At 62.9% G+C, this 26,301-nt stretch carries 27 protein-coding genes; 10 read left to right on the top strand and 17 right to left on the bottom strand.

Going from position 1 to position 26,301, the window contains the following annotated elements; all coding sequences use genetic code 11:
• Positions 1–13 precede the first annotated feature (13 nt).
• Together ADBZ9O_RS06065 and ADBZ9O_RS06060 are read right to left on the bottom strand one after the other, a co-directional pair.
• Positions 14–295 (bottom strand): hypothetical protein, encoded by a 282-nt coding sequence (locus tag ADBZ9O_RS06065; RefSeq protein ID WP_526529343.1) that lies wholly within the window; start codon positions 293–295, stop codon positions 14–16.
• Positions 292–1,332 carry a cadherin-like domain-containing protein gene (locus tag ADBZ9O_RS06060; RefSeq protein WP_526529341.1) on the bottom strand — a complete coding sequence of 347 codons (1,041 nt, stop codon included), beginning with the start codon at positions 1,330–1,332 and terminating at the stop codon, positions 292–294. The genes ADBZ9O_RS06065 and ADBZ9O_RS06060 overlap by 4 nt, the downstream gene beginning before the upstream one ends.
• Before the next feature lie 7 nt (positions 1,333–1,339).
• Between ADBZ9O_RS06060 and ADBZ9O_RS06055 the strand changes: the two genes are divergently transcribed.
• Positions 1,340–1,813 carry a hypothetical protein gene (locus tag ADBZ9O_RS06055; protein WP_526529339.1) on the top strand — a complete coding sequence of 158 codons (474 nt, stop codon included), beginning with the start codon at positions 1,340–1,342 and terminating at the stop codon, positions 1,811–1,813.
• A 358-nt stretch (positions 1,814–2,171) separates the two neighbouring features.
• Positions 2,172–2,411 (top strand): fibronectin-binding protein, encoded by a 240-nt coding sequence (locus ADBZ9O_RS06050; RefSeq protein ID WP_526529337.1) that lies wholly within the window; start codon positions 2,172–2,174, stop codon positions 2,409–2,411.
• A 46-nt stretch (positions 2,412–2,457) separates the two neighbouring features.
• Here the strand turns inward: ADBZ9O_RS06050 and ADBZ9O_RS06045 are convergent, their stop codons facing one another.
• The 14 genes from ADBZ9O_RS06045 to ADBZ9O_RS05980 form a co-directional block, all read right to left on the bottom strand.
• Positions 2,458–2,736: a fibronectin-binding protein gene (locus ADBZ9O_RS06045; protein ID WP_526529335.1), complete on the bottom strand. Its 279-nt coding sequence runs from the start codon at positions 2,734–2,736 to the stop codon at positions 2,458–2,460.
• Positions 2,733–3,197: a CAP domain-containing protein gene (locus ADBZ9O_RS06040; protein ID WP_526529333.1), complete on the bottom strand. Its 465-nt coding sequence runs from the start codon at positions 3,195–3,197 to the stop codon at positions 2,733–2,735. Before ADBZ9O_RS06040 ends, ADBZ9O_RS06045 begins: the two co-directional genes overlap by 4 nt.
• Positions 3,198–3,202: 5 nt before the next feature.
• A complete protein-coding gene (locus tag ADBZ9O_RS06035; protein WP_526529331.1) occupies positions 3,203–3,757 on the bottom strand; it encodes an Rv1363c family protein in 555 nt (184 codons plus the stop codon).
• Positions 3,758–3,801: 44 nt separating this feature from the next.
• Positions 3,802–4,341: an Rv1363c family protein gene (locus ADBZ9O_RS06030; RefSeq protein WP_526529329.1), complete on the bottom strand. Its 540-nt coding sequence runs from the start codon at positions 4,339–4,341 to the stop codon at positions 3,802–3,804.
• A complete protein-coding gene (locus tag ADBZ9O_RS06025) occupies positions 4,311–5,768 on the bottom strand; it encodes an MCE family protein (RefSeq protein ID WP_526529327.1) in 1,458 nt (485 codons plus the stop codon). The genes ADBZ9O_RS06030 and ADBZ9O_RS06025 overlap by 31 nt, the downstream gene beginning before the upstream one ends.
• A gap of 1 nt (position 5,769) precedes the next feature.
• Positions 5,770–6,921, bottom strand: coding sequence for an MCE family protein (locus ADBZ9O_RS06020; RefSeq protein ID WP_526529325.1), 1,152 nt, complete (start codon positions 6,919–6,921; stop codon positions 5,770–5,772).
• The gene (locus ADBZ9O_RS06015; RefSeq protein ID WP_526532887.1) at positions 6,918–8,228 is read right to left on the bottom strand and encodes an MCE family protein; all 1,311 of its coding nucleotides are present in this window, start codon (positions 8,226–8,228) and stop codon (positions 6,918–6,920) included. Before ADBZ9O_RS06015 ends, ADBZ9O_RS06020 begins: the two co-directional genes overlap by 4 nt.
• A 2-nt stretch (positions 8,229–8,230) precedes the next feature.
• Positions 8,231–9,538, bottom strand: a complete 1,308-nt coding sequence (locus ADBZ9O_RS06010) for an MCE family protein (protein WP_526529323.1) — start codon at positions 9,536–9,538, stop codon at positions 8,231–8,233.
• Positions 9,535–10,563, bottom strand: a complete 1,029-nt coding sequence (locus ADBZ9O_RS06005; RefSeq protein WP_526529321.1) for an MCE family protein — start codon at positions 10,561–10,563, stop codon at positions 9,535–9,537. Before ADBZ9O_RS06005 ends, ADBZ9O_RS06010 begins: the two co-directional genes overlap by 4 nt.
• A 28-nt stretch (positions 10,564–10,591) precedes the next feature.
• Entirely contained in the window at positions 10,592–11,956 is a 1,365-nt protein-coding gene (locus ADBZ9O_RS06000; RefSeq protein WP_526529319.1) for an MCE family protein, read from the bottom strand.
• Between the two features lie 4 nt (positions 11,957–11,960).
• Positions 11,961–12,815 carry an MlaE family ABC transporter permease gene (locus ADBZ9O_RS05995; RefSeq protein WP_526529317.1) on the bottom strand — a complete coding sequence of 285 codons (855 nt, stop codon included), beginning with the start codon at positions 12,813–12,815 and terminating at the stop codon, positions 11,961–11,963.
• Positions 12,812–13,564, bottom strand: coding sequence for an MlaE family ABC transporter permease (locus tag ADBZ9O_RS05990; protein WP_526529315.1), 753 nt, complete (start codon positions 13,562–13,564; stop codon positions 12,812–12,814). The genes ADBZ9O_RS05995 and ADBZ9O_RS05990 overlap by 4 nt, the downstream gene beginning before the upstream one ends.
• A 464-nt stretch (positions 13,565–14,028) precedes the next feature.
• Entirely contained in the window at positions 14,029–14,682 is a 654-nt protein-coding gene (locus ADBZ9O_RS05985) for a TetR/AcrR family transcriptional regulator (protein ID WP_526529313.1), read from the bottom strand.
• A gap of 248 nt (positions 14,683–14,930) precedes the next feature.
• Positions 14,931–16,505 (bottom strand): aldehyde dehydrogenase family protein, encoded by a 1,575-nt coding sequence (locus ADBZ9O_RS05980; protein WP_526529311.1) that lies wholly within the window; start codon positions 16,503–16,505, stop codon positions 14,931–14,933.
• A gap of 168 nt (positions 16,506–16,673) precedes the next feature.
• On the opposite strand from ADBZ9O_RS05980, the gene ADBZ9O_RS05975 reads away from it, so the two are divergent.
• Positions 16,674–16,868 carry a ferredoxin gene (locus tag ADBZ9O_RS05975; protein WP_526529309.1) on the top strand — a complete coding sequence of 65 codons (195 nt, stop codon included), beginning with the start codon at positions 16,674–16,676 and terminating at the stop codon, positions 16,866–16,868.
• A gap of 5 nt (positions 16,869–16,873) precedes the next feature.
• On the opposite strand, the gene ADBZ9O_RS05970 is transcribed toward ADBZ9O_RS05975, so the two are convergent.
• Positions 16,874–18,340 (bottom strand): acetyl-CoA acetyltransferase, encoded by a 1,467-nt coding sequence (locus ADBZ9O_RS05970; RefSeq protein ID WP_526529307.1) that lies wholly within the window; start codon positions 18,338–18,340, stop codon positions 16,874–16,876.
• A gap of 295 nt (positions 18,341–18,635) precedes the next feature.
• Between ADBZ9O_RS05970 and ADBZ9O_RS05965 the strand changes: the two genes are divergently transcribed.
• Genes ADBZ9O_RS05965 through ADBZ9O_RS05935 form a run of 7 tightly spaced genes read left to right on the top strand, consistent with a single transcriptional unit; the run spans position 18,636 to position 26,294 of the window.
• Positions 18,636–19,502 (top strand): SDR family NAD(P)-dependent oxidoreductase, encoded by an 867-nt coding sequence (locus ADBZ9O_RS05965; RefSeq protein WP_526529305.1) that lies wholly within the window; start codon positions 18,636–18,638, stop codon positions 19,500–19,502.
• Positions 19,503–19,527: 25 nt separating this feature from the next.
• Entirely contained in the window at positions 19,528–20,766 is a 1,239-nt protein-coding gene (locus tag ADBZ9O_RS05960) for a cytochrome P450 (RefSeq protein ID WP_526529303.1), read from the top strand.
• Complete coding sequence (locus ADBZ9O_RS05955) at positions 20,763–21,944, top strand: aromatic ring-hydroxylating oxygenase subunit alpha (RefSeq protein WP_526529301.1); 1,182 nt, start codon at positions 20,763–20,765, stop codon at positions 21,942–21,944. Before ADBZ9O_RS05960 ends, ADBZ9O_RS05955 begins: the two co-directional genes overlap by 4 nt.
• 7 nt (positions 21,945–21,951) lie before the next feature.
• Positions 21,952–22,848, top strand: a complete 897-nt coding sequence (locus ADBZ9O_RS05950; protein ID WP_526529299.1) for a hypothetical protein — start codon at positions 21,952–21,954, stop codon at positions 22,846–22,848.
• Positions 22,845–23,597: a Zn-ribbon domain-containing OB-fold protein gene (locus ADBZ9O_RS05945; protein WP_526529297.1), complete on the top strand. Its 753-nt coding sequence runs from the start codon at positions 22,845–22,847 to the stop codon at positions 23,595–23,597. Before ADBZ9O_RS05950 ends, ADBZ9O_RS05945 begins: the two co-directional genes overlap by 4 nt.
• Positions 23,594–24,760 (top strand): thiolase family protein, encoded by a 1,167-nt coding sequence (locus ADBZ9O_RS05940; protein WP_526529295.1) that lies wholly within the window; start codon positions 23,594–23,596, stop codon positions 24,758–24,760. Before ADBZ9O_RS05945 ends, ADBZ9O_RS05940 begins: the two co-directional genes overlap by 4 nt.
• A gap of 10 nt (positions 24,761–24,770) precedes the next feature.
• Positions 24,771–26,294, top strand: a complete 1,524-nt coding sequence (locus tag ADBZ9O_RS05935; RefSeq protein ID WP_526529293.1) for a class I adenylate-forming enzyme family protein — start codon at positions 24,771–24,773, stop codon at positions 26,292–26,294.
• Positions 26,295–26,301 lie beyond the last annotated feature (7 nt).

The raw sequence follows: 26,301 nt of genomic DNA, 5'->3' as shown, positions 1-26,301 counted from the left end.
GGTTCAGCGCCCCTTACACAAAGGGCTTGCCGTAATCGACTGTCTCGATATCGACGTGGTTTGGCCGCGTCCCGGTGTCATCGGGATAGTCGAAGTACACGTTATTGATGTTGTAGGTGGTGTTGCCCTCGATCACGACGAAGTTGCCCGCCACACGAAACACCGGCACCGAGCCCACGGCAGCGGCCTGTTTGCCTGGGAGGATGTCAATATTTCCGAATCCCTGCGTGAACGTGAAGCTCTGGACCACTGAATGCGCGTAGGTCGCGCTGACTTTTGCGTTGACCAGCTTCAAGATTGACCCGGAGAGCTCTCCGCCAACCGTGTAGCTGTCGGACACGGTCTTGGTATAGCTGTAGGTATAGGTCGTCGAGATCTTGGGATAGGTGTTGATGTTTCCCACCACTGCCCCCACCACCATGCGCGGAGTGTAGCCGGGATGAAGTCGTCGCTGGTGGGCGTGAAGTCGCAGCTGACCCGGCAATCGGTGCCGCACAACTTGTTGAGCACCGAGGCTGCCCTGGTCGGGTCCGTCGCGGCGTCGATCGTGATGACCGTGTCCGGAGCGTCCAAGAACGTGACGATATTGTCGTGCGCGCCGCAGGCGCCCGCACCCTTCGACCCGCCCTCTTTTGCCCCGCACCCGGTAACGGCGTCGCCCAAGCTGACAATAAGCTTCGCGTCATAAGTCCGTGCATCCGCGCCGAGAGTCCGATACACCGCGGTGACGCCTGTCTGTTCGGTCAGCAGGAAGTTGACCGTGAAGACGGCGACCTGCCCGGGTTGCAGGATGGACCCGACTTCCGGGCCGCTGTCGCCACCGTTGTTGTAGGCATAGCCTTCGAATCGCAACGCGTACTGGCTGAAGTTGACCACTTCGAATGATCGGGTAGCCCAGTTACCCGGGGCACCGATCGTCGGCGACAGCGATGTCGACGTCTGCCCAGTCTTGATGAACAAACTCAAATGCGTTCCCGTGGAATCGATCTGGAACAGCGCGCGGTGGCCGTCATCGACGCCGATCGAGAACGAGTCGACGCCCCCTGTCGCTGCGAATGCATCGGTGGCCGTGTAGGTGTACGTGCCGTCGGCATTGACTACCACGGTGCCGTGCTGCGGGCCCTTGACGATCCGGTAGGTCAACGCATCCCCGTCGGCGTCGGTGGCGTCGAGGTCACCGGTCACCACCCCATTCACCGACAACGAGGTTTGCAGTGCGAGGGTGGTCGGGGCGGTGTTCACCCACGCCCGCTCGACCTCGCGGCTTACCGCTCCGATCAGCGCTACCAACGCCTCTCCCACGCCCGCCGGCTCAACCGGATCGCTGGTCACCCGCGGAGTGGCTACCGCGGCCGGCGCCACCGGCGCAGGAGTACCCGGGTCGCCGATCTGCACCGTCACCACCGACGACCCTTCGGAGACAAGCACCTTCCTGTCCTCCAGCAGCTTCGATGCCGGACTGGTCGCCCGCAGTGAACCCGCACGCACTGCCGGCGTCCCCGCGGCAGCACCCGCCGGTGCTGCACCACTGACCGATGCCGCCCCTCGACTCGAGCTCGGTTTAGCGGCGACCGACGGACGGGTCTTGGCCGAACTCGACGTCGACTTGGCCGCCGAATCCGACGAAGGGGAACTACCGGACTGTGCTGTTTCGGCCGAGGCCGTTGGAGCGCCGGTCGCGATGGCGACACCGAGCCCCACCACGAAAGCCGGCGCTGTCACCCGCGACACAAATTTTGCTGAAGACAATGTTTCCACGTTTCTCGTTGGTCGAGACGGCGAGGATGCCGCGTCGGATCGCGCAGGACCCTAGCCGACGAGTTGACAGTGAAGGCGCAGACTTAGCGCATTCGGTCTAAATATTTGCCGAAAATTATCTCGAGATTGAACTCGTCGTTAGCAATAGTTGCATCTAATGCGCATTTTTGGTGCGCATTTTGCACTATACAGCCTCTAGAGAGACTCTCTAACTTAGTTGCTAGAATCTGAAGGCCTCGGCATTTTGTGCCGCCCACAACACACAGTATATTAGCCACAGCACTGCCCGATGGCCGCGCTTGCTCACCGACCCATGTTTCCCGCAGCAATTACCCACACTGCTGGATGAGTCACCACAGGTCATTGCGCCGAACCACCGAGCATCTCTATCGCGGCTGGGTAGGGTCTACTGCGTGTCCATTCGCCGCATCCTCGCGCTGCTCGCCGGCGGACTGACAGTTACAGCCTTCGTCGCTGCCGGCCCCGCCGTCGCCGATGACGAGATGCCCGCCTGCTCACTGGGACCGCTGTGCAATATGTTGCCCATCGCGCCGCAGCTCGACCACGATATCGATCTGACGAAGGACCAGCCGCCGATGCTGAACCCGGATTCGGCGCCGCCGCTGGATCCGTGCTCGGCCGGCTGTATCTGATTTCCGGACTCGAACCTCGACCCGGCGGCCATAGTCGATGTGGTGCTCACATGCAGCCCCGGGCACAGATGTCGGCAGGGGCGCGCATATCGGGTTCCGGCACCGACGGATCGGCGGGCGGCTGCTGTTTGGTCAAGTCGATATCACCATCGAGCTCCGGCGCCAGCGGCATGAACTTACAGAGCAGACCTGCCACCATCTGACACGGATTGTCGTCGGGATCGGCACCGGACTGCCCGGCGGTACCCAGCATTACCATTGCGATCACCGCCACCAGAATGGTGCGTCGGCCGGCACGACGCGCCGCTACCGGGGCGGTGATCATGCCGGTGCTCCGTAGACGGCCACCACGACGCTTCGGTCGAGACTGTTCTCCGACCACACCCCAATCGCGGTGTGATTGCAGTCAGCCATGATGGCGTAGGAGGCGGGGTTGTAATACCACTGGTGCAAGATCTCGATCCCGTTGATGGCCAGAGCAGGGTCGATTGCGACGGTCTCGGCAACCTCCCCTGTGAAACCCGCTGCCTGAGCTCTGCTTTGGACCGTGGAGCCGTCAGAACCGACGTCACCGTTGAGGTCATGATTGTTCAACACGTCATCGGCGTGCCACTGCGCCGCCAGTTGGAGTTGTGGGTTCACCTTGACGTCGTTGGTGCAGCCGGCCTGGTGCTGAAGTGTGTAGACGTTGGTCACGACGCTTTTGTTGAGGCGCGTGTTGTCGGCATGGGCGACCGGCATGCTGATGGCGGCAACCAAGCCGAGTGCGGCAACAGTCGACGACACCGCGCTTAGACGGGGTCGAACTGCGAGACCAGCCATCGATCACCTATCTTGTCGAGCGTGACGCGCACGCTGGAAAGCGAATTGGTGGGCGTCCCGTTACCGATGGTTGTGGTCTGGTTCACGAATACCAGCACCTCGGCGTGATTTTCGGTCGCCGATACCGATGCGGCAGCCGGGACAGTGGCTACCGAGCCGATCCGCTTCCCTTTCGAACCAGGGATCACGACGTCGTCGATCAGTTTGGTGTAATCGTCACGGAACGGACCAGTCAATCGGCCGGCTGCAACACCAAGATCTTTGTCGACGGTGTCCGGTTGGTAGGCCAGCATCGCTATTGTGGAATCGGTGGCGGCTTGCACAGACTGGGCGGCGGCGTCATCTGCCTGTTGGGCCGAATTATCCAGCCACTTAAGGTAACCGGCACCTAGAGCCAGGATGAGAGCGGCACCAGGTAACAGTCCGTACGCGATGGTGCGAGCCCAACCGGTCCGATGAGACGACGGCCGAGGCTGCGCCGCATCAACCGGTACGTCGGTGGTGTGGTCAGTGACCAGAGACATGGCGGGTTCCATTCTGATGGTGGTCTCGTATCGGCTCGCCGTGCTCAGGGTACGAACTGGACATTGGATACCTTGAACTCGTCGCCGACTCGCTGAACATCCATTCGCATTCGCCAGGCGCGCGGTTGCTGTTCTTGGGCAGCGGCATTGGACGTCTTCACCGATACGGCCACCAGGACCTGACCCTGTTCACCGTTCTGAGTCTGCAGACCTGCAGCGCTGACGGTGCCCTCGGATTTCGACTGCGCCTGCTTGACGGCATCGATGAAGGGCTGCGCGCGTTGCGCAAAGTCGTCGTGGAAGGTACCGCTCGAGGCGTCGAGGATCCGTTTGATATCGGTGTCAACCGTTGCAAAGTCGATGGTGGTCAAGTCGATGGCGCCCTGGCGAGCTGCGGCGACGATCGCATTTCGCGTCTCCTGAGCCTGCCGAACTTCGGCTGCGCGGTACCCCTGCCAGCCGACCATCGATCCCAACGCGATGACGACGACGCCACCCGCCGCGATTGCCACACCAGTGACTGAAGGTCGTTGGCGCCGGGGCGGTCTGTCGGTCAGTTCGGCGGTGTCAGCATGCTCTGCCATGTCGTCCCTCCGTTGTTCGGGGCAAGGTTTGACTGCGTGTAGCTGCGGCCATCGGGGCCTTGATAGCCCCCCGTCGCCGGGTCGTAATAGGCAGCCGCGATCGGTGGGGTTGCCGCGACCGATACTCCTGGCGGTGAAGTTCCTTGCGGCGCCGGTGAATCCGCCGGTGGCCGTTGGGGAATGTCCTGCCCCGATAGGGTGGCGTTCGGGTCACCCTTCCAGTTGAAGCCATCGTTGAGCGGCACGTATTGTTCGTCGCTCTTGCACATCTTCGCGGTTGGTGCGCGCTTGCCCGGCTTGGTCATACACGGCAGGTTGCGCGCGCCGCGTACCGCGTTCCACGAGTCCTGCGGGATCCGGCAGTAGAGGTCGTCCACCGGCCGGTCCGGGGTGTCCGTCAACGACGGTGTGCGCTGTTGCTGGGCCGGGAGATAACCGGTGGTGCAGGGTGGGGGCAGGTTGAGGTTCAGGTTGAAGGACAGCACCAGCCCGGGGTGCTTGCTGTCCCGGTTGGCGACCGTGCCCGCTTGCATGACTTCCACCCCCATGGGCAGCAGGACCAGCAGTTGCTCGATTCCCGGGTTGTAGGTGAGCGCGAGTTGGCCGATGCCCAGCACGTTGTTCATCAGGAGCGGCAGGCTGGGTTGCAACCGTTCCACCAGCTGGCGAGCCTGGTCGGCCGCCTGCCCACCTTGGGTGATGAGACCGGCGAGCGACGTGTCGTTCGTCTTGAGTTGGTGAGTAAGGTCAGCCAGATGAGCCGCCCACGCCCGGACGGATTCGGCGCTGTCGACCTGGGAGTCGAGCACCGGTTTGGACTGGTCGATGAGGGAGGTGAGCGGGTCCAGGTTTTCGCGGGCCTTGATGGCCAGTGCAGTGGAACCCTGGACGATGCGGGAGATCTCGGGGCCAAGGCCACCCACGGCGGCCGAGCTTTCGTCGATGACCGTCTTGACGTTGTCCTTGGGCACCGCCTGCAACCCTCGATTCGCTGCGTCAAGCAGTGTGCCGATATCCGTTGGGACGGTCGTATTTCCGACTCCGATGACGTCACCGTCCTTCAGCGGCGGCGCATTGTCGGTGCGGGGTAGCAGGGCGACGTACTGTTCGCCGATCGCCGACGTGCTGTGTACCTGTGCGACGAGATCGGAAGGGATGCGGACATCAGAGCGCAGAGAGAGCACGGCATCTACGCCCGTGTCTGTCAGGTTCACGGCGCTGACCCGTCCGACCTCAGTGCCGCGATAGGTGACGTTCGCCGTCTGGTACAACCCGGCGGCCTGTGGCAGTTCCATCGTGACGGTGTACCTGCCGATCCCCAGCATGGCGGGAACCTTGATGTAACCGAAGATCATCACCGTGCCTGCGACTAACGCGACTGTGGAGAAGACAGCCAGCTGAATCTTGACCCCCTTGGCCATTCGCATGTCACGGCCCCTGATTGAGGTGGTACGGCGCGACCAACGGATTAGTAGCCGTATATGGGCTCGGCAACTGGCCGATCGTCCGCCCCCACTGCATCTCCAACTCGGTGAGCTCGCCTTCGAACCGGGTGCCGGTGAAGATGTTGTTGTCGATGCGACTGAGCGTCAGATCGGCGATCGCGGTGATGTTGGCATAGTCACCGCGAATCCACTTGTCCAACGGCCCTTTTGGCCACGGAAATGTGCCGATGAAGTCCAGGGAACGGGTTAGGTCGGGCCCGGTGTCGGCCAGCGACTGCAGGACGGGTCCGACCTCTTGGAGTTCCTTGACCACGTTTTCCTTGCTCTTGTTGACGGTGTCGGCGGCGACAGCGCTGAACTTGCCGAACGCGTCGACGGCGTGCGCGAGCTGTTCGCGCTCGTCCGCAAGCACGGCCAGTGCGTCGGGAATGGTGCGTACCGCTTTATCCAACACCGGCTTTTGATCGGCGAACTGACCGACCAGACCGTTGAAGCCCTCTGTGGCGGAGATGATGTCACCGGTTTGCGCGTTCAGATGGGCGGTGAACTGGTCGATCTGGTCGATCAGGCTGCGCAGGTCGGCCTCTCGGTCTTTGAAGGCCGTGGCGAATGCCGCGGTGATGTCCTGCACTTGGCCGATCCCGCCTCCGTTGAGCATGAAGGACAGTGCCGACAGGGTCTGATCGGTACCCGGGTAGGCGCCTGCGCTCGTCAGCGGGATCAGAGAACCGTTGTGCAGCCTACCTTCCGGTGGAACATCTGTAGGAGGTGCCAATTCGATGTGCAGTGAACCGAGCAGGCTGGTCTGACCGACTTTGGCTGTCGCGTTGGCCGGGAGGTTGACGTCACCGTTGAGGGTGATCGTGACCAAGGCGTGCCAGTCCTGACGTTCGATCTTGGTGATCGTACCCACGTTGGCGTCACCCACCCGCACCCGGGAGTTCTGCTGGATGTAGCCGACGTCGGGCAGTTGTGCCTGCACCACGAACGAGCCTGGGCCACCACCCTCGGTGCCTGGCATCGGCAACGAGTTCAACCCACTCCATTCGCAGCCCGTGCAGACCGCGACGAGCACCGTTGACAGCGCACCAAACACACTGCACAGCTTCGCCATCCGCCAAGATTGCAGCATCATGAACCGCTCCCCGGGGGGACCATCAAGCCGGTCAGTCCTGCAGACGGATCGGTGGGCGCGGCAGGTACGGTGACGGGGGCTGCATCGGGCTCTGGCGCGGCCACGGCAGGCGCGGCGGGTGCACTGCTGGGTTGCGGTCGGTAATCGGGTCGTAACCAGTCCTCCGAATACGTCAGCTCGTTGGGGCGTGCCGATTCACCGACGAGGTAGTTCGCGCCGAGCGGCAGGAAGTTGTACTGGCGATTCTTGATGATGGGCGCCAGATACTGAGCGCAGAGTTTCGCGGACTCCTCGCCGTTGAGCCGGGATGCCGCCTGAATTCCACCGCACAGGAACGAGATCGGGTTGGCGAAGTTCTGTAGCGTCAGTGCCCCGGTGATGCCTTGCTGGGTGGGCTGATAGATGTTGATGAAGTTCTGAAGGGTGTTGGGGAAGAGGTGCAGGGCTTGCTCTACGTCGTCGATGCTGTCGTGGACGGCGCCGGTGATGGATGCCAGCTTGTCGGTCGCGGTGCCCATCGCCTCACGGTTGTCGGAGATGAACTGGGTCGCGTCGCCGACGACGTCGTTGAGGTCCTTGATGGCATCGCCCACCGCATTGGGCGAACTGGCGAGTGCTCCGGTTACCGCGGCGAAATTGTCGTTGAGCTGCCGAAGCAGGTCCGCGCTGTCGCGCAGTGCGGACACGACCACGGACAGGTTCTTGATGGTCGAGAATGTGTCGTTGCTGTGATCACCCAGGATCGACAGTGCCTGCGAGAGTTTGACAATCGTGTCGTGGATGTTCGTACCCTGCCCGCGCAGGTTGTTGGCGGCGGTGTCGATGAACGCGCCCAAGGTGCTCACGCCGCCTGGCTGCGTGGGTTGCAGGGCATCGGTCAGTCTCTCGAGTTGCTGGCGGAGATCGTCCCATTCAAGGGGGACCGCCGTGCGGGTCTCTGGAATGGTCGCGCCGTCGGTCAACTTCGGTCCGTCGGTGTAGGCGGGAGTGAGCTGGATTGCGCGCGAGGTGACGAGTTGCGGAGACACGATCGCAGCCCTGACATCGGCAGGAACCGGATACTTGTCGTCGACCCAGAACGCGATCTTCACGCGTTGCGCCTGGGGTTCGATACTCTCGATGCGACCGACGGGCACACCGAGAATGCGCACTTCGTCTCCTGCGAACAACCCGTTGCTGTTGTCGAAGTAGGCCACCACGTGGAAACGGTTCAGCGCCAAGCCGTCCCGGACCAGCAGTGTGGTTCCAGCGGCGAGCAGCAGCACGAGCGCAACGGCGGTACCGATCCTCAAGCCCCGCGACTTCATCATCACTGACCTCCCTCGATCTGCGCTGGCGTGGCCTGCGTGCTTTCGTCGGGCTCCAACGCCGGCGGGCCGGGTGGCGGACCTCCGGGTGCGGGCGCCGGTGGGGGCTGGCGGTACGGATAACACCCAGTCGGGCCGGGCAGCGGAAGGCCAGGCGGTCCGCACCCTTCATCCCCGGGTTTGCCCGTGATCGCATCGGGCAGATTCAGCCGGGGCTCACCCGCCTGGCCGGTGCGGGGGTATGGCACCGGTAACGCGGGGGTGGCCGGCTGGCCGGTCTGGGGGTCCGTGCGCTGGGACGGCAGCAGCACGTTCGGATCCAGACCCAGATCGGAGAAGGCAGCGTCGACGAAGGGCTGAACGAATTGTCCGGGAAGCAGATTGGCGATGTACGCCTTGAAGAAGGGGCCGGAGGCCACGGACTCCCCGAGCGACATCGCGTACTGATTGAGATACTTGATCGCCTGTTGCAGGCCGGCCTTGCGGCTGTCGACGATCGACAGCACCACGTTCAGTTTGTCGAGAGCGGGCCGCAGTTGCGTCTTGTTGTCGGCGATGAAGCCCGAGAACTGTCGGGCCAACGCTGACAGATTTCCCGATATCTCTTCCAAAGCGTCACTCTGCGTCCGTAATTCGGCCAGCAGCGCGTCGCTGTTGGCGACGAGGCCCGCCACCTCGTCCGCACGTTGCGAGAGCACCGTGGTGGCCTTGTTCGCGTTCGCCAGCAGCGCCCGCAACGCCGAATCCCGACCATTGAGCGTCTGCGCGAACCGACCAACGCCCTCGACCGCAGCCTGCACGTTCGGCGGGGTGTCCTTGAAGGTGTCCGCCAGCGTGGCCAGGGCATCCGAGACCCCGTTGGTGTCCAATCCGTCGATGGTCGAGGCGAGGTCGCCGAGCGCGTCGGGGAGCTGGTACGGGGATCTTGTGCGCTCGAGAGAAATGGTGTCGCTGAGCTGACCCGTGCCGCGAGGAGTGACCTCCAGTACCTTCGAGCCGAGCAGGCTCTTGGTTCTGATGTTCGCTTCGGTCTGCTCACCGAGTCGCACGTCACCGTCGATGTCGAAGGTGACCAGCACCCGGGGACCATCCAGGTCGACGGACGACACCTCGCCCACGCGATAACCCGCAACCTGCACTGCTGCACCGGATTTCAGGCCGCCAGCTTCGGCGAAGAGGGCCGAATAGTGCTCGGTGCTGTTAAGGATGGGCAGCTTGTCGTACCGCAGCGCAAACACGACGATACCGACGATCAGCGAAAGGCCCACGGCGCCGATGACAAATCGGTTGCGTTCCTGGAATGGCTTCATTTGGGTGCGCACCGTCCCGTGTCCTGACCGGCCAACTTGACGTAGACCGGCTGCCCACCTTTGCCGTTGACCTTCAACACCAGGTCGCAGAGATAGAAGGTGAAGAAATCCCCCATGATCCCCAGCCTGCTGAGAACCTTATAGGACTGCGGAATCGTGGCGAGGTAGTTGTCAAACCACTCGTGGTCGGCGGCCACGATAGCAGCGACCCGATCAGTTTGCACCACAGTATTTTTCAGTGGCTTTCTCGACTGGACAAGTAGGTCTGCAATCGTTGCCGTCGCGGCGTTCGTGTAGGCCACCGCGTTGGCGATGGCGGACTTGTGGGCGGCCAATCCCTGCGTGAGTTGCCCGAGTGAGTCAACCGCTTTGGCGAACTGCTCACTTTGCCCTCCGAAGGATCCCACGACCACGTTGAGGTTGTTGATCACCTGCCCGATGAGTTCGTCACGGTCGGCCAGGGTGCTGGTGACGGAGGCAGCCTGACTGAGAAAAGATCCGACAGTGGCGCCTTCATCTTGAAAGACCGAAATCAGCTGGGAAGAAAGCGTATTGACCTGCTGCGGGTCCAATGCCCGGAAGAGCGGGCGGAAGCCGCCGAGCAGCGTGTCCAGATCCAGCGCAGGTTCGGTCTGGCTCACCGGAATCGTCTCTCCAGGGTTCAACCGCTGCGAGCCGGCGCCGCCCTGCAGCAGAGCCAGGTATCTGTCGCCGATGGGATTTTCCCAGCGCACCGCACCTTTTGAGACGGTGGTGAGCACGACGGAAGGGTCCGCGGAGAACTCCACGACGGCCTGGGAGTCCTGGTTGATCGAGATATTCGTGACCTTGCCGACTTCGACTCCGGCGATGCGGACGAAGTCCCCACTCTTCAGCCCACTGACATCGGTGAAGTCGGCCCGGTAGGTCTGTTCGTCGGAGAAGCGGAACTGAGAGAAGATCGCGAGCAGCCCCGCCGTGCCGATCAGGCATACCACCACGAAGATGGTGAAGCTGATGGTGGCGCGCCTCAGATTGGTGTTCACGGCTGTGCTTTCCTCGGTGGTGCGGGGGTCATGGCGATGGAGGTGTTGGAGGCATCACCGGTACAGGACCTGCCGGTAGGCCTGGATAAAGAGTGGTCCCGTCGGCGGCGTACCACGGCGCTCCGTAGGGAGGTCCGCCCGGGTAAGGGGGCGGTGGCCCTGGCGCTGGTCCGGGCAGACACTGGCCCACGTGCGGGGCTTCGGGGACTCCCCGCGTGACGGGGAAGTAGTCGACCGCACAGGTCTGCCCGATGCCGGGGTTGGGCCGCCAGTCCAGCCCGGTGCCGTAACCGGTGTTGGTAATCAGTTGGCGAACCGGGAAGTTCTTGGCCACATCGGGTAGCGACCCGCAGCCGGGTTTACCTCCTGGCCCGCCTTTGGCCGCCACCACCGGCAGATTCTCCGGGTAGCGGTACAGGTCGTCGCCGAATGAGATACCGGCATCCAGGAACACCGTGCGACCGTCGCCGCCGAACCATTCGTTACCGGCCTTGTTCAGGAAGACTTTTGCGCCCTGAATCGTGCAGGTGTATTCGGCGTTGTACTTCAGCAGCAGAGCCGTCGTCGGCTCGAGAGTGTTGACCGCGTTCACGAGGGTGTCTTTGTTCGGTGCAAGCAGACCGATACCACTGTCGGAGAACCCGATCGTGTTCATCAGCAACGCGTCGAGATCCTTGGAGCGGTCGACGATCGTGGCACTAGTGGTGCTGGCGGCGTCCAGGGTGGACAGGATGTCTTTCGCGGCGGCACCGTAGGCGTCGCTGAAGCCCTTGAACGAGCGCCAGTCCGCCGCCACAGTGTCCATCCGCGGATTGATCGCCTGCAGAACCTGATTGGCGTCCGTGGTGGCTTGCCCGATTCGTTCGCCCTGACCTCGCACTCCGTCGGCGAGCGCGGTCAGCACCCCGTTGAGCTTCGACACATCGATCTGGTTGAGCAGTCCGACCAGGCTGTCGAACACGGTGTTGACCTCGGTGGTGACGTTGCGTGAGTGCAGCACCTCACCAGCGCTCAGTCGCTGTGCGCTCGGGTGGTCGGGGTAGATCAGGTCGACGTACTTGGCACCGAAGGCGGTCGTGGCCTTGATCTCGGCCGCCACGTTGGCCGGGATGCGCCGGGCTTGATCGGGAAAAATCTCCAACTGCAGACCGACCGGCTCGTGCCCCCCGGCGATGCCTGCAACCCGGCCCACCTCGACGCCCCGCAACTTGACCTTCGCGCCGGATTCCATCACCAACCCGGTCCGCTCCGAAATCAACGTCACCGGCAAGTAGCTACTGAAGGTCCCGGCGAACAGTGCCGAACACAGCGCCACCAACGCGATGATGGTGGCGAACATGCCGGCCGCCCACCACAACGATCGGATGCGGTGTGCGCGCTGTGTGGGCTCCATCCCGCTACCCGGCCAGATGAAAGTTGCCGGACTGGCCGTAGATGGCCAGCGAAACGAACAGCACGACAAGCACTGCCGAAATCATCGACGTGCGAACAGCGCGTCCCACGGCCTCCCCCACCCCGGCCGGACCACCGGACGCAGTGAACCCGTAATAGGTATGCACCAGCATGATCACGAGCGCCATCAGGACGGCCTGGAAGAACGACCAGATGATGTCGGTCGGGTTCAGGAACGTATTGAAGTAGTGGTCATAGACACCACTGGACTGGCCGTACACCACGGTGGTGCCGACGCGGGCGGCCAAGAACGCGGTGAGCATCGCGACGCAGTAAAGCGGCATCACGACGACGACCCCGGCAAGTACCCGGTTCGAAGCCAGGTACGCCACCGCGCGCACCCCCATCACCTCCAGCGCGTCGATCTCCTCGCTGATCCGCATCGCCCCCAGTTGAGCGGTCGCGCCCGCCCCGATCGTGGCGGCCAAGGCAATTCCTGCGATCACCGGGGCGATCAGTCGGACATTGAAGAACGCCGATGCGAATCCGGTCAGCGCCTCGACGCCTACGTTGGCGAACTGGTTGTAGCCCTGAACCGCCACCAGCGCTCCGGTGGACAGCGTCAGGAACCCCACGATGACTACCGTGCCCCCGATGACGGCCAAAGCTCCTGTGCCCATGCCCATTTGCGCGATCAGCCGGACGGTCTCACCGTTGTAATGCACGACCGCATCACGAATGGACACAAGGGTGTGAAAATAGAACCGCGCCTGATCGCCGATCCGCACCAAGCCGTCGGTGGCACGATCGGCGACCCGCCGAAGCTGCGGTCTCTGCCTGCTCGGCAACGCCGTGCTCACAGCGTCGCCTTTACACCAACCGCTGTCGCGACGATGTTGATGGCGAACAACGCCACGAAGGTGAAGACCACCGTTTCGTTCACGGCGATGCCCACCCCGGCGGGGCCGCCGCCGACGGAGATGCCCTTGTAGCAGGCGATCAACCCGGCGGCGAGGCCGAACAACGTCGATTTGATCAGGGCAATCACCACGTCGGGCGCCTTGGTGATGACTGTCAGGCCACCGACGAATGAACCCGGGGTCACGTGTTGGATGAACACCGCAAAGACAAAGCTCCCAACGAGTCCCACCAAGATCACCACCGAGGACAACAGGGTCGCCACGACCGTGGCTGCCAGCACACGTGGGACCACCAGTGCCTGGATCGGGTTGACCCCCATCACCCGAAGCGCATCGAGCTCCTCCCGGATGGTGCGGGCACCCAGGTCGGCACACATCGCAGTGGCACCGGCTCCTGAGACCACTAGCACCGTCACCACCGGGCCGATCTGGGTCACCGTTCCGTAGGCGGCGCCGGTGCCCGAATAGTCCGCAGCGCCGAACTCGACCAACAGGATGTTGAAGGTGAAGACCAGTAGGACCGTGAACGGAATCGCCAACATCAACGTCGGCACCAGCGACACGCGCGCCACGAACCATGCCTGCAGCAGAAACTCACGCCAGGCGAACGGTCGGCGCGGAATCGATATGAAAACATCCAGCGCCATCGCGAAGAAGCCACCCACCGCGTTGATCGGCTTGCCGGCCATCGTCGAGGGAATCCTGTTTAACCCCTGCCTAATTCGACTCACCGCAGAATCACGCCTGTCGGCACTGGACCGGCCCGGAGACCGCCTTGCACGGGCCAACCCATAAGACACCTCCGTGACTCGCTGCAAAACTGTGTTCGGCTTGACTAAACCTAAAGGCAAGTGGTTTAGATCACGTTGGCACAATCTATACCCAATAGTTTTACTTGCCAAGTCGCCTTCTGCGACAGTTATTTCGACGCTCGCGTCAGCGCGTGGGGCGCCCGCTGAGTGGATAGGTCAGATCCACGGCGACTTCACAGCAATCGGCAATGACGGCCCTCGTGGGAGTCCGGCGGTGCACGAAACCTTCTGCGATGGGCACAGGCGGCGTAGGATCACAGTTTGCCGCCGAAGCGGAATCTCCAATTACGCTGCCAGCCAGACAATTCGCCAGTCAGGAAGTAGAGACCGGCAGAGAAGGTCTAGGCCGTTGACTGCTCCGCGGCGAGGCCGCGGCCCTCTCCGTTGACAACGCCGTACAGAAAACTGCGGACGCGTTCGGCGAACAATTCCTTGATCGTCAGGTCGTTGGCCTTCAGCGCTGCTGCCAAGTGCGGGAACTTTTGATGGTCGAAAGTGGGGAACACCGACCTCGAGCTGCGGCCGGTCCGCCGCGCTTCAGTAAGTACCGCACCGATGCACAGGGATTCCATGCCATCGAGGATGAGTGCGTGTAAGCGCACAGATACCCCGGACGCTTCCAGGAACTCCGCGGCCTCCTCATAGGGTTTGAGGAGCACTTCCCGCGGAAGATGCTCAAGGAGAACCGGTGCCGCGTTACGGTGCCGCAGGACCGCCTGGCGGAAGTTCAACGCCAGAGTCACCAGATATTCGGGCCAGTCCGGCCCGGGAGTTCGTCGTGGCCTAATCACCGAGGCGCCTGCGATATGGCGGGCTATCGCGGTCATGATTTCGTTCTTGTCGGCAAAATGGTGGTACAGCGACGGAGCGCTGACGCCCATGTGTTGGGCGAGACGGGGCAGGCTGAACGCATCGAGACCGTCTTGGTCGATGATCTCGATCGAAGCCGCAACGGCCTTTTCCCGCGTAATCAGGGCTTTGGAAGGGCGCGCCATGTCAGCAGCCCCGAACCAGACACCTGAGTGGACGACTGACGTCTATCGGCACCGCGAACCTCCCACCCAACATTGTGTGGACCCTAGGGAAACCGAATCCGCTGAAGTGAGTATACGGATGAATGTGTCAGGTTAGGCACCTGCTCTCCGGCGGCGACATGACTTGGCCCTTGGTCTTTTTCGCGATCATCCAACTCAGAGAGCCGAAGCTGTGAATCTAAGGAGGTAAGGTTATCGCGGCTACGGCGTCAGTTGGACTTACCTGCGCGCCCCAGACGCCGCCGCCAGTCGTGCGCACCAAGCAACCGGCTGGCTTTGGCGATGATGCGCGACTTCGACGGCACAATCGGATACCACAACGGCTCGGACCTGAGCGAGATGCGTTCCTCCACCACGGACTGCTGCCTGCAGTACTTCAGGACGCCCTGTGCACCACCGAACCGACTGCCGAGTCCAGAGCTCTTCCAGCCGCCCATCGGTACCGGCAACTGGAATGTCGCCACGAGTGCGTTGTTCACCGATACCGATCCCGCCTCGATACGGCGCGACAATCGGCCCGCACGTGCACGATCGGCCGTCCACAGACTCGAACTGAGGCCGTATTCGGAGTCGTTGGCCAAGGTGATGGCTTCGTCCTCGTCGGCGACCTTCATGACGGCCACCGTGGGGCCGAACGTCTCATCTCGCATACATTTCATCGAGTGGTCCACATCGACCAACACGGTCGGCTCGAAGAAATTGCCGTTACGACCGCGCTTACCGCCGACGAGCACCCTGGCACCCTTGGCGACCGCATCGTCGACGTGGTCGGCCACGAGATCGACCTGGTCGGCGGTCACCATGGCGCCGATGTCACTGGCGAAGCTACCGGGAGCATCCATGCCCTGACGCAGCGCGGCAACCTTCTTCGTGAGCAGTCCGACGAATTTCTCGTAGGCCGGCGCCTCGACGTAGACCCGCTCCACCCCGATGCACGCCTGACCCGAATTCGTCATCGCCCCCCAGACTGCTGCCGTAGCGGCGCGTTCGATATCGGCGTCGGCGAGGACGATGAAGGCATCCTTGCCGCCGAGTTCCAGACTGACGGGGATCAGACGTTCTGCACAGCGCACGGCAATGGCTCGCCCGGTACGCGCCGATCCGGTGAACATCACCATGTCGACTTCGTCGACGACGGCGGCACCGGCCGCACTGGCGCCCGTCACTGCGGCGATCACCGGTGGCGCACCGACATCTTCACGCCAACCGCGGACGACCTCAGACCAGGTCAGCGGTGTGGCTTCGGACGGCTTACTCGCCACCGCGGCACCTGCCACCAGCGCCCCGACCACATCCATCATTGGCCCGGCCAACGGGCCGTTCCACGGCGTGATCAGGCCCACCAGCTGATGGGGACGAACCTGTACCCGCAGTCGGCGAATGGCATTGGCAGGCCCTGCGGGTTTGACTGATCGATCGGCCAGGAATGCCCTCGCGTTCTTGGTGAAATAGTTGATCACGTCCACCGCCACGGCCATCTCCATCGAGGCGTCAGCCCAGGACTTACCAGTCTCCGCCTGCACCAGTTCAATGAGCCGCTGCTCGTTATCGAGTAGCCAGTCTAGCCACCTCAACAGGTATCCACTGCGGCCCTTAGGGCCAAGGGCCTCCCAATCTGGTTGTGCCGCACGCAGTTCATGACAGATGCGGGCGACATCGGTCGCATCCAGCTCATCCACGACGCCGACAAGGCGGCCGTCGGCGGGGCAATGCACATTGATCTGCAGTGTCCGATCGGAATGTTCGCCGCCTGGCGTGCCTACCGCAGCTTGGTCGATCGACATTGATTCCAGTCCTTCCGGATGCCGTTACCTAACATCGTAAGTTTTACTGTGCGGTCCCAGCAATGATGTCCGCTTGCGTCCTGGACGTTACCGCCAGTCGGGCCTATAGTCAGCCCTATAAGCTAAAGGGTATAGGTTTATCTGCCCGAGATGACGGAAGTGGAGGCCATGAAAGTTCGCCTCGAACGCAGCAAGTGCTCCGGCCATGCGCAGTGCTATGTGGTCGATCCGGATCTGTTTCCGATCGACGACGAGGGTTACTCGACCCTCGAGCCGAGCACCGTCGCACCCGGCGACGAGGGCCTGGTCCAGGCGGGCGTAGCGGCCTGCCCCGAGCTGGCTCTCATCATCGAAGAAGACTAGGCGCGTCATTTCAGGGACGCGGTTCCATCGGGCCGCACGCTGATCGCGGCGCCTGCGAGATCGTCGTACACCGCCAACGCAGCCTCAGAAGCGTCGACCACAGCCAGGACACGCGCATCGTCGGGCGTGCGGACCGCGACGAAAAGCCGCTCCGGGACCCCGCGGCGATCGAACGGCGCGGTCCAGGATTCGACTCGACCGATCCCCTCCCAGCTGGCGTACGCTGCGCGGCGCGGAGACCGGTCGACAGTCGCTTGCAGATCTTCCCACCGGAATTCACCGACCGGAGGCTTGGTCCCGTACACCCCGAAACTGTGCTTGGTCAGATAACCGCCGTTGGCAGTGATCAATGCCGTTCGCCCCGGATCCTGGATCAACTGTTCCGCAGCGGTCGCAATCGAATGCATCACGTAGTTGTTCCACGGACCACCGGCGAACGTCAGTCCGCCGGTCACAGTCAGGGGACGCGCCGAATCAACAAGCGAAAGGCCAAGTTCGGTAGCTGCAACCTGGACAGCCGACGGAAAGCACGAGTAGACATCGACGATGTCGACCTCGTCGGCGTGGGTGTTGGCCAGCTCGAGCACCCGTCGGCCCGCTATCCGGATGGCTGGCGAGCGGTGCAACTTCTCGCGTTCGGCGATGGCGTAGGTGTCATGAGCATCCGTTCCGGCGTAAGGGAAAACCCATCGTTCCCGCGGGATCCGGTGCCTGCTCGCCGCCTCGGTCGATGTCAAGATCAGCACAGCAGCCTGGTCGACCATGTTGTTGGAGTTCAACAACTTTGTGTAGGGCCAAGTCACCATCCGGTTGTCCGGCGACGGCGCCCAGATCTGCTCAGCGGTGAATTGTGTGCGCGTCCACGCATGAGGATTGTTGGCGGCCACCGCACTGAACCGGGACCACAGCTCGCCGATACGTCTGCGGTGCTCCTCGCCGCTCTCCCGGTTGGCCTGCCTGATCGCCTCTTCGAACAGCGGATAGACGTAGGCGGGCCGGTCTAGTCCGATACGCTCCTCGGCCTCACCGGCCATCGGCACATCGGCACCGGACTCTGCTTTGGCCACGGCCTCGTCCTGGCGCGGCCAGTCCGGTTTCACGCCTTGGGCGCGCAGTTTCATCCGGGTTCGCCATGTCTCGCCGCCGGCCAGCATCACCACATCTGCTCGGCCCGCCTGAATATCGAGACAGGCCTGGTTGACCAGGGACTGCGGTGTATTTCCACCAACGCCGCTATAGGTCGTCTGCGTCGGGTTGGCTCCGATCATGTCAGCCAGCAACCGACCTGGGTCGCGGTATCGCCACGAGAGAAGGTTGACGACGCGAAGTGCCCCAACCGCTGCAAGCAGCTCGGCGCCCGCAGCATCACGGGCTGCCACAGCCATCAGGCCGACCGGGTCCAACATCGACTCTGCGCCGTCCCGCTGACTCGCTTGGCCGACTGCGACGAGCACCGGAGTTCGACCATCCATTTCGCGACATCCTTTCGCTGACCGACAGTGAACGCCGGGCCACATTTGACCTTCAGATTTAGCGCAGAAGCCCTTTTCAGGGCGCAAGCTTGAGTGGATATTGACGCCCATCTGCGAATATGGAGAGCTTTCGTGTCAGCTGACAATCTGTGATTGACGTCTTATACCTATCGGCGTAAGGTTTACACGAAGGTGGCAGAGGTCACAAGCGCCGGACTTCAGTTCGAACTGAAGTTCCTCACCTGCCGCAAGTCGAAGCAAAGAATCCTCGGCCAATGCCGATCGAAGGAGAGCCATGAAACTCAGGGGCAAAGTCGCGCTCATCACTGGCGCCGGGTCGGGACTTGGACGGCATTCGGCCCAACTCTTCGCCGCGGAGGGCGCCAAAGTAGCCATCGTCGATATCGACGCTGACCGCGCTGAGCAAACACTGAAACTGGTCGAACAGCAGGGCGGCGAGGCCATTGCGCTCACCGCTGACGTGGCACAGCGCGACGAGATCACCGCGGCTGTGACGGCAACCGTCGAATCCTTCGGCAAGTTGGATATCGCCTGGGCCAACGCCGGCGTCGTGTCGCGTGGCGGCGTACCGACCGTTGCAGGCGGCGAGTTCGTGGCGTTCGAGGACCTCACCGACGCCGATTGGCAACACGTGGTTGGAGTGAACCTCAGCGGTGTCGTCTACACCGCTCAGGCTGCAGTTCCCCATCTCAAAGCCAATGGCGGCGGCACCATCCTCGCCACCTCGTCGGCGGCCTCGTTGGTCGCGTACCACAGCATCGCCATGTATTCCGCGACCAAAGCCGGGGTCAACGGCTTGGTCCGCGGGTTGAGCCTCGATCTCGGTCGATACGGCATTCGGGTCAATGCCATCGCTCCGACGCATGGTATGTCGCCGAACTTCCTCATGCCTCCCGGCTCGCCTGTAGTGGGCCAGTCCTACGAGGAAGTGTCCGGACCCTGGAATCCCAGCGTCTCCCCGATTCCCCTCAAACTGCAACGGCCACCGTCACTTTCCGATAATGCCAAGGTCGCCCTGTTCCTAGTATCCGACGATTCGGCTTACATTTCGGGCGCCACGATCGGGGCAACCGACGGCGGCACACTCTCCCGGGTCGGGATGTGGTTCGAAGAGGACCTGAATCCCGAACCCGCCCTCTGAGCACCTAAACGAACGGAACCCTGCAATGACGACTCTGGAACGAGTGCCCACCAACCTGATCGTGGATTTCGACATCTACGATCCGGCACTGGCCTTCCCCGTCGACAACATCCAAGAACGGATGGCCGAACTGCGCGCGCTCGGTCCGGTGGTGTACTCCACGACGTGGGGCGGACACTGGATTGTCACGCATTACAAGGAGATTCATCAGGTTCTCACCGACGCGGAAACCTTCTCCAGTTTTCCGAACAACCTGACCACCAGCGATATGGGAAAGTTCATCCCGCTGGAACTCGACCCACCGGAACACTCGTCGTACCGCCAGGCCCTGCAGCCACTGTTCAGCCCGCAACGGATGAAACGACTGACCGACGAGATCCGGGCCACGGTCAACGAACTCATCGACAGCTTCGGCCCCAAGGGCGAGGCGGAGTTCATCTCCGAATTCGCCCACGAGTTGCCCGCCCGCGTCTTTCTGGCATTGATGGATTGGCCGTTGACAGACGCCCCCTTGTTCACCGAAGCCACCGACTCCGTTCTTTTCGGCAAACCTGGTGGCACGGAGGAAGAATCGAATCAGGCGCGGATGATGGCCGGGCTGACCATGTTCGGCTACTTCCAGAAGATCATCGAGGATCGCCGGATGAACCGCGGCGACGACATCACCTCCACGCTCATTCACACCGAGGTCAAATTGCCTGATGGCGATCGGCTGCTCAACGATGAAGAGCTGAACCGGATGTTCTTCCTCCTGCTGATCGGTGGATTGCACACGGTGCAGGGTTCGCTGGCGTGGTCGATCTTCCACCTCACGCAGCACCCTGACAAGCGCCGGGAGATCATCGCCGACAAGGAGACGATCCCCAGGGCAGTCGAGGAGATCCTGCGCTATGAGGCCGCTGTCGTGCCGGGACGGCGCGCCACAAAAGACGTTGTACTGGGCGGGGTACACATCGCCAAGGACGATCAGCTCATCGTGATGCTGTGTTCGGCCAACCGTGACGAGGCCGAGTTCCCCGATGCCGATCGTTTCGATATCGAGCGCACGCCAAACCGTCATATGGCCTTCGGTGCGGGCGTACACCGTTGCCTCGGTTCACATCTCGGTCGGCTCGAATTGATCGTCGCGCTCGAAGAGCTGCACCGCCGCATTCCGGACTACCAGTTGGTCGAGAGTGACCCTCCGGTCTTCCATTCGAGCCAGGTTCGCGGGTGTGCGCGCATGCCCATCACCTTCACACCAGAGGCGAAGTACGCGAAATGACCACTTCACTGCCACGTCAAGACCGCATTCGCCGCGCGCTGGAGCTACTGCGCAACGACACCACCGACAAGTTCGACGCGGTGGTCGACTTCGAGGCGCACGAGTTCACCGATCCCGTGCTCGCCCAGGAAGAACGCGATCTCATCTTCGGCACGGTGCCTTCGATCCTCGCCCTCGGATCCGAAATCGCCAAACCCTTCGACTTCCTGACAGCACAGATGCCGCGCAACAACATCATCGCCGTGCGGCAAAGAGATGGATCGGTAAAGACTTTCGTCAATCTGTGCCGGCACCGCGGAGCACTGCTCGAGGAGAACGAAAAGGGTCGCTGCCGGTTCTTCTCCTGCCCCTACCACCGTTGGTCCTACGACCCAGATGGCGCTTTGCGCATGGTCACTCGCGACAACACCTTCGGCGAGATCGATCGGGCCGAACACGGACTGGTCGAAGTCCCCTGCGAGGAGCGCCACGGATTCATCTGGGTGGTCGACAAAGCAGGTGCCGAAATAGACGTCGCCGCGTGGCTCGGGCCGGAGATGGACGCCATCCTGGCCGGGTACGAGCTCGAGAAGCTGGTCTGCTTCCGAGCCGGCGGATTCGACGAGCCGACCAACTGGAAGATCATGCAGGACGCGTTCCTGGACGGCTACCACATTCAGTACGCGCATCCGAATACCGCAGGCAAAGTGATCCACACCAATGTGATGGCATTCGAGGACTTCGGGCGGCACCTGCGCTTCATCGCGCCACGTAAGTCGATCGACCGCTGGCTGGAAGAGGACCCCGGTGACCAGCCGCTGGATCCCTATGTCACCGAAACCCACTTCCTGCTGCCGAACAGCACCCTGCTGCGTCAGCCCGACCATTTCCAGCTGCTGACCTTCCGGCCGCATCCCACCGACCCGAGCCTCTCACGCATGGAGCAGCGTCTGATGGTGCCGCCAGTCGAGGAGTCGGGTCTAGAAGAGGAGCACTGGAACAAACGCTGGGATAAGAACTGGCAGATTCTGCTGGCGGTGCTGCACAACGAAGACTTCCCCCTGCTCCGAAACTCACAGCGCGGTATGGGCAGCGCGGATGCCGGTGGAATGTTGCTGGGCCGCAACGAAGTCGCGAACCAGCTGTTCCGGCGCGAGATCAAAAAGCTGCTGGCCGCAGGCCGCGCCGCATCGGCGTGACCACACAATGATCAAATACGAATGGCGCACCAACCTCAACCCGGCTGAGTCGGTGGAATTGGCGGAGATGCTCGCGCGCGCCGCCGCCTATGACACCGAGCCCGAATACAGCACCATCGATTTCGATGATGTCCAACATGCGATAGCGCAGCAGGATAAGCGCCTTCGGCATCTGCTGATCTGGATGCTGCCGCACGCCATCGCGATGTCTGCACCCGACGAGCCGGAACGCATCGCGGGTCTCCTACGGCTTGAGGTGTCACCGGATGCCACCGCCAAGGGCGTCCTGGTCATCGATCCCCGGTTCCGTTCCATCGGCATCACCACGCTACTGCTGGAACAGGTTGGGCTTGATACCTCCGGTGACGGAGGGTGGCTGGGCACCGGTGCGAATGTGATCGGCGCGTGGGCACGCGGAAACCATCCCGCGAGTGGCCGCCTCAGTAATCGGTTCCTCATTCCCCGTACCCGGCGGATGTGGAAGCTGATCCGGCCGACCGACTCCGTCCGCGACACCGCAGCGGCACCGGTACTGGAGCGCATCAGGGAACATGGCCTAGAACACCTCGACTGGGCATCGACGCTCGGCGGACCTGACCCGCTTTACGCGCTGCGCCACGCGGGCACCATCACCGGCGTTGTCGCGCTGGACGTGGCGCCGATACCGTCTGAGGAGTTCGGGAGTTGCGCCACGGTGTCGAAGTTTTCGGCCGCTCCCGCTGCCGATGGCCCCGCATTGCGCGGTCTGCTCGACGGCACGGCGGCAGTCACCCATGAAGCCGGCCTGACCGGGCTGATCATCTACGTCGATTCCGGTGATGCCAGGCTGGTCAACGCGTGCCGCCTGGCCGGTTTCCAGCACGACCGTACCGACGTGCGATACGAACTAGGCGGCTCAAAATGACCTGGCGCACAAGGCTTCCTGCCGATCTGCAGCGCACCGTCGAGCTGCATGGCAAGTCGGTCGCCGCTGGCGACAACAAGGCGGTACTTGCCGATTTCCTGCCCGATCGGATCGGGCAACTCATCGGCTCGTCAGACCTGCCGGCTCGACTGACGAGCTCGGAGGTCCGTTCGATCACCGATCTGGACGATGGCCGCTACGACGCCATCATCAGGTACACCGCGCCCGATGACACCTGGACCGAGCTACGGTCGCGATGGGTGCGTTTCACCGACAGCACCTGGCGTGTCTTCAGCGTCCGCAATATCCCCGACACGCCGCCCTGGATCGACCTCACGGGGCCGTCGGACGACGGTTTGGACAGCCCGCACTGGGATGGGTTACGCGTGGGCGAGTTGCTACTGCAGCATTGTCGGGATTGCGCCACCTGGACGTGGTCGCCGCGCCCCATTTGCCCGGCCTGCCACTCATTCGATATGGGTTGGGAGGCAGTGGAACCCATGGGCACCATCTACTCCTGGACACGCACCTGGCAGCCGTTCACGCCGGAGAGCAGAGGTCACCTGCCGTTCGTCAACGTGCTCGTCGAATTACCGGCGGCCGGCGGCCGACGAGTGGTCGGCGTTCTCGTCGAGGCAGACGGCGTCACTCCGCGCATCGGCGCCCCCGTTCACGGAACAATCGAGCAGCCACCGGACGATCGGCACTGGCCGTTGATGCGTTGGCAGTTGAGCGAGGAGCAGCAATGACAGGTTTCCGGGGTGCGACCGCAGTGGTCGGCGTCGGGGCTACCGACTACTTCAAACGGGGCTCCAGTCCGCTGACTTCGGCACAACTCGTACTGCAGGCAATTCTGGCGGCGTGTGCGGATGCCGGTGCCGATTCCCGGTTGATCGACGGGTTTATCTCTTATGCAGGCGATTCCAGCGAAGGCCTTGAGCTTGGCGCCGCGCTGGGTGTGAATGAGGTTCGATGGTCGTCGCAGATCACCGGAGGAGGCGGTGGTGCGGTCGCCGCTGCGGTCAATTGCGCCGCCGCAGCCGTGTATAGCGGCCAAGCCGACTGTGTGGCGGTCTATCGTGGCCTTAGCGAGGCCACCGATGGTCGGGGTGCGTTCAACAAGGGCCATATGGGACATCTGTACTCGGCCCACGGCATGGTCGCTCCGGCTCAGGTCTGCGCCATGCGTACCCAGCGTCTGTTGGAGGTGGATGCCATCCCAGCATCGGCACTGCATGCGGTGTCGTTGGCCGGCTACCACCACGCCCAGAGCAATCCGCGCGCGGTCGCCTACGGCCAGCCGCTGGACATCGAGATCTACGACGGTTCCCGGTTGATCGCCGAGCCTCTGCACTTGTATGACTGCTCCAGGGAAAATGACGGCGCCGCAGCAATTCTCGTTGTGCGGTCCGATCGCGTCGACCAGTATCGTGGTACGCCCGCCTACATCCTGGCCAGCGTCCAGGGCGCATCTGCCGGTTGGACCGAGTCGGTGGAGAACGAAGTGAACTACACCAGCGCCGGGTTCCATCCCGCTCTGGTGCGGCGGCTGTGGAGCTCCGCCCAAATCGGCCCTGCCGATGTCGACGTCGCTCAGGTCTACGAGAATTTCACCGGTCCCGCCGTCGCATCGATGATCGATCTGGGTCTGTGTCCTCCCGGCCCGGCCGCGGGTGAGTTCATGACCGTCGAGAACCTCACCGTCGAAACCGGGGTGCTCCCGATCAACACCGCAGGCGGCAATATCGCCGAGGGTTTCGTGCACGGTATCGGTCTGGTCGCCGAATCGGTCCGGCAGATCCGTGGCGGATCGCCCAATCCGGTTGCCGGCGCGGATATCTCACTCCTGATCGGCGGGCCGATGGCGCCGCTGGTCAGTTCCACTGTCTTCGGCTCCCCAGCCACCGTTTAAGAGGAGGAAGATGGCCGCGACTGTGAGCTCCGCCGTGCATTGGTGGGCGAGGACCGAGGGCGACAAGCCGGCGATCATCGTCGACGACGAGACCCTGACGTACCGGGAGCTACACGGCTGGTCCAGTCGGCTGGCTCGGCGGCTTGCCGACGACGGCGTCAAACCCGGCGACCGCGTCGGGTTGTTAGCCCCGAATTGTCTGTACTGGCCGGTGGTCGCCTTGGCCATCGTCACGACCGGTGCCATCCTCGTACCGCTGAACTCGCGACTCAAGCCCGCCGAGGTCCGCAAGGTCGCCGACGACGCCGGGATCAGTGCGCTAGTCGCCGCCACGGCCCTGGCCGGAGTAGCCGAGGATGCCCGTTGCGGTGGCCGCGACTTCGTCATCTTCGACCTGGACGGGGTCGCCGCCGAGCGCTCGGGCGAAGCGGACGACTTCCGCGTCGACGGCGACGTCGACGATCCGATCGCCGTCATCTTCACGAGCGGTTCGACCGGACTGTCCAAAGGTGTCATCCTGACCAACCAGACGCTGATGAACATCGCCCTGGAACGGACACTCACCGACGAAGGTTTCTGCCGCGGCACCGTGACACTGCTGGTCCTGCCGCTTGCCTTCACACCAGGGCTGGTCTACGGGGTTCTGATGACCGCCGTGCTGGGTGGCACCCTGATCGTCGAACGGGACCTCAACCCGTCACGTGCCGTCACCCTGATCGAAAAGCACGCTGTCAAAGCGATTTTCGGTGTTCCGCTGATCTTCGAGGCCATGTCGCGCGCACCGGAGTTCGCCGCCGCCGATCTGAACTCCCTACAGACGGCCATCGTCGGTGGTGCGGCCGTTCCGACCGACCTGCTCAGGACCTGGGCTGACAAAGGCGTGCTGCTGCGGCAGATCTACGGGATGACGGAATCTGGCGGGGTTTCGACCGCCACGCTGAAATCCGAAGCACTGGAGCACCCGGGCTCCTGTGGAGTCGGGTCGATCTTCACCGAGGTGCGCGTGGTCGCCGAGGACGGTTCCCCTGTTGATCCCGGAGAGGCCGGAGAGATCGTCATACAGGGACCCGGCGTGACACCGGGCTACTGGGACGATCCCGTGTCCACGGCCACCGCTATTCGGGACGGCTGGCTGCATAGCGGCGATCTCGGCACAAGCGATGAGGCAGGGCGCATCACCTTTGTCGACCGGATGAAGGATCTGATCATCTCCGGAGGTATCAACATTTCTCCGGTTGAGCTCGAGGCCACCATCAGCACACTCGACGGCGTGGCAGAGGTGGCAGTGATCGCGGCCAAGGATGCGAGATTCGGCGAGACCCCGGCAGCCATCATCACCGTCTCACCCGGTGCCGACCTGACCGAGCGCTCTGTGGTGGCCCACTGCGAACGTCTGCTGTCCGACTACAAGGTGCCCCGCTACGTGGTGCTGCGTTCGGAGCCACTTCCCCGGCTGCCCAGCGGAAAACTCGCCAAGAAGACGGTCCGCGAGGAGTACCACGATGTGGCCGAACGCTTTCCGCGAGCCCGGTAGGGATCAG

Source organism: Mycobacterium sp. (genome assembly GCF_965229105.1).
Lineage (GTDB): Bacteria > Actinomycetota > Actinomycetes > Mycobacteriales > Mycobacteriaceae > Mycobacterium.
Note: the sequence above shows the minus strand (reverse complement) of the source record. Positions and strands in the feature narration are given on the sequence as shown.

Bases quoted from the DNA above. Each gene is read 5' to 3' on its own strand.
- ADBZ9O_RS06045 (WP_526529335.1), bottom strand. From the start codon at position 2,736: ATGATCACCGCCCCGGTAGCGGCGCGTCGTGCCGGCCGACGCACCATT.
- ADBZ9O_RS06035 (WP_526529331.1), bottom strand. From the start codon at position 3,757: ATGTCTCTGGTCACTGACCACACCACCGACGTACCGGTTGATGCGGCG.
- ADBZ9O_RS06030 (WP_526529329.1), bottom strand. From the start codon at position 4,341: ATGGCAGAGCATGCTGACACCGCCGAACTGACCGACAGACCGCCCCGG.
- ADBZ9O_RS06025 (WP_526529327.1), bottom strand. From the start codon at position 5,768: ATGCGAATGGCCAAGGGGGTCAAGATTCAGCTGGCTGTCTTCTCCACA.
- ADBZ9O_RS06020 (WP_526529325.1), bottom strand. From the start codon at position 6,921: ATGATGCTGCAATCTTGGCGGATGGCGAAGCTGTGCAGTGTGTTTGGT.
- ADBZ9O_RS06015 (WP_526532887.1), bottom strand. From the start codon at position 8,228: ATGAAGTCGCGGGGCTTGAGGATCGGTACCGCCGTTGCGCTCGTGCTG.
- ADBZ9O_RS06010 (WP_526529323.1), bottom strand. From the start codon at position 9,538: ATGAAGCCATTCCAGGAACGCAACCGATTTGTCATCGGCGCCGTGGGC.
- ADBZ9O_RS06000 (WP_526529319.1), bottom strand. From the start codon at position 11,956: ATGGAGCCCACACAGCGCGCACACCGCATCCGATCGTTGTGGTGGGCG.
- ADBZ9O_RS05990 (WP_526529315.1), bottom strand. From the start codon at position 13,564: ATGGCCGGCAAGCCGATCAACGCGGTGGGTGGCTTCTTCGCGATGGCG.
- ADBZ9O_RS05985 (WP_526529313.1), bottom strand. From the start codon at position 14,682: ATGGCGCGCCCTTCCAAAGCCCTGATTACGCGGGAAAAGGCCGTTGCG.
- ADBZ9O_RS05980 (WP_526529311.1), bottom strand. From the start codon at position 16,505: ATGTCGATCGACCAAGCTGCGGTAGGCACGCCAGGCGGCGAACATTCC.
- ADBZ9O_RS05975 (WP_526529309.1), top strand. From the start codon at position 16,674: ATGAAAGTTCGCCTCGAACGCAGCAAGTGCTCCGGCCATGCGCAGTGC.
- ADBZ9O_RS05970 (WP_526529307.1), bottom strand. From the start codon at position 18,340: ATGGATGGTCGAACTCCGGTGCTCGTCGCAGTCGGCCAAGCGAGTCAG.
- ADBZ9O_RS05965 (WP_526529305.1), top strand. From the start codon at position 18,636: ATGAAACTCAGGGGCAAAGTCGCGCTCATCACTGGCGCCGGGTCGGGA.
- ADBZ9O_RS05960 (WP_526529303.1), top strand. From the start codon at position 19,528: ATGACGACTCTGGAACGAGTGCCCACCAACCTGATCGTGGATTTCGAC.
- ADBZ9O_RS05955 (WP_526529301.1), top strand. From the start codon at position 20,763: ATGACCACTTCACTGCCACGTCAAGACCGCATTCGCCGCGCGCTGGAG.
- ADBZ9O_RS05950 (WP_526529299.1), top strand. From the start codon at position 21,952: ATGATCAAATACGAATGGCGCACCAACCTCAACCCGGCTGAGTCGGTG.
- ADBZ9O_RS05945 (WP_526529297.1), top strand. From the start codon at position 22,845: ATGACCTGGCGCACAAGGCTTCCTGCCGATCTGCAGCGCACCGTCGAG.
- ADBZ9O_RS05940 (WP_526529295.1), top strand. From the start codon at position 23,594: ATGACAGGTTTCCGGGGTGCGACCGCAGTGGTCGGCGTCGGGGCTACC.
- ADBZ9O_RS05935 (WP_526529293.1), top strand. From the start codon at position 24,771: ATGGCCGCGACTGTGAGCTCCGCCGTGCATTGGTGGGCGAGGACCGAG.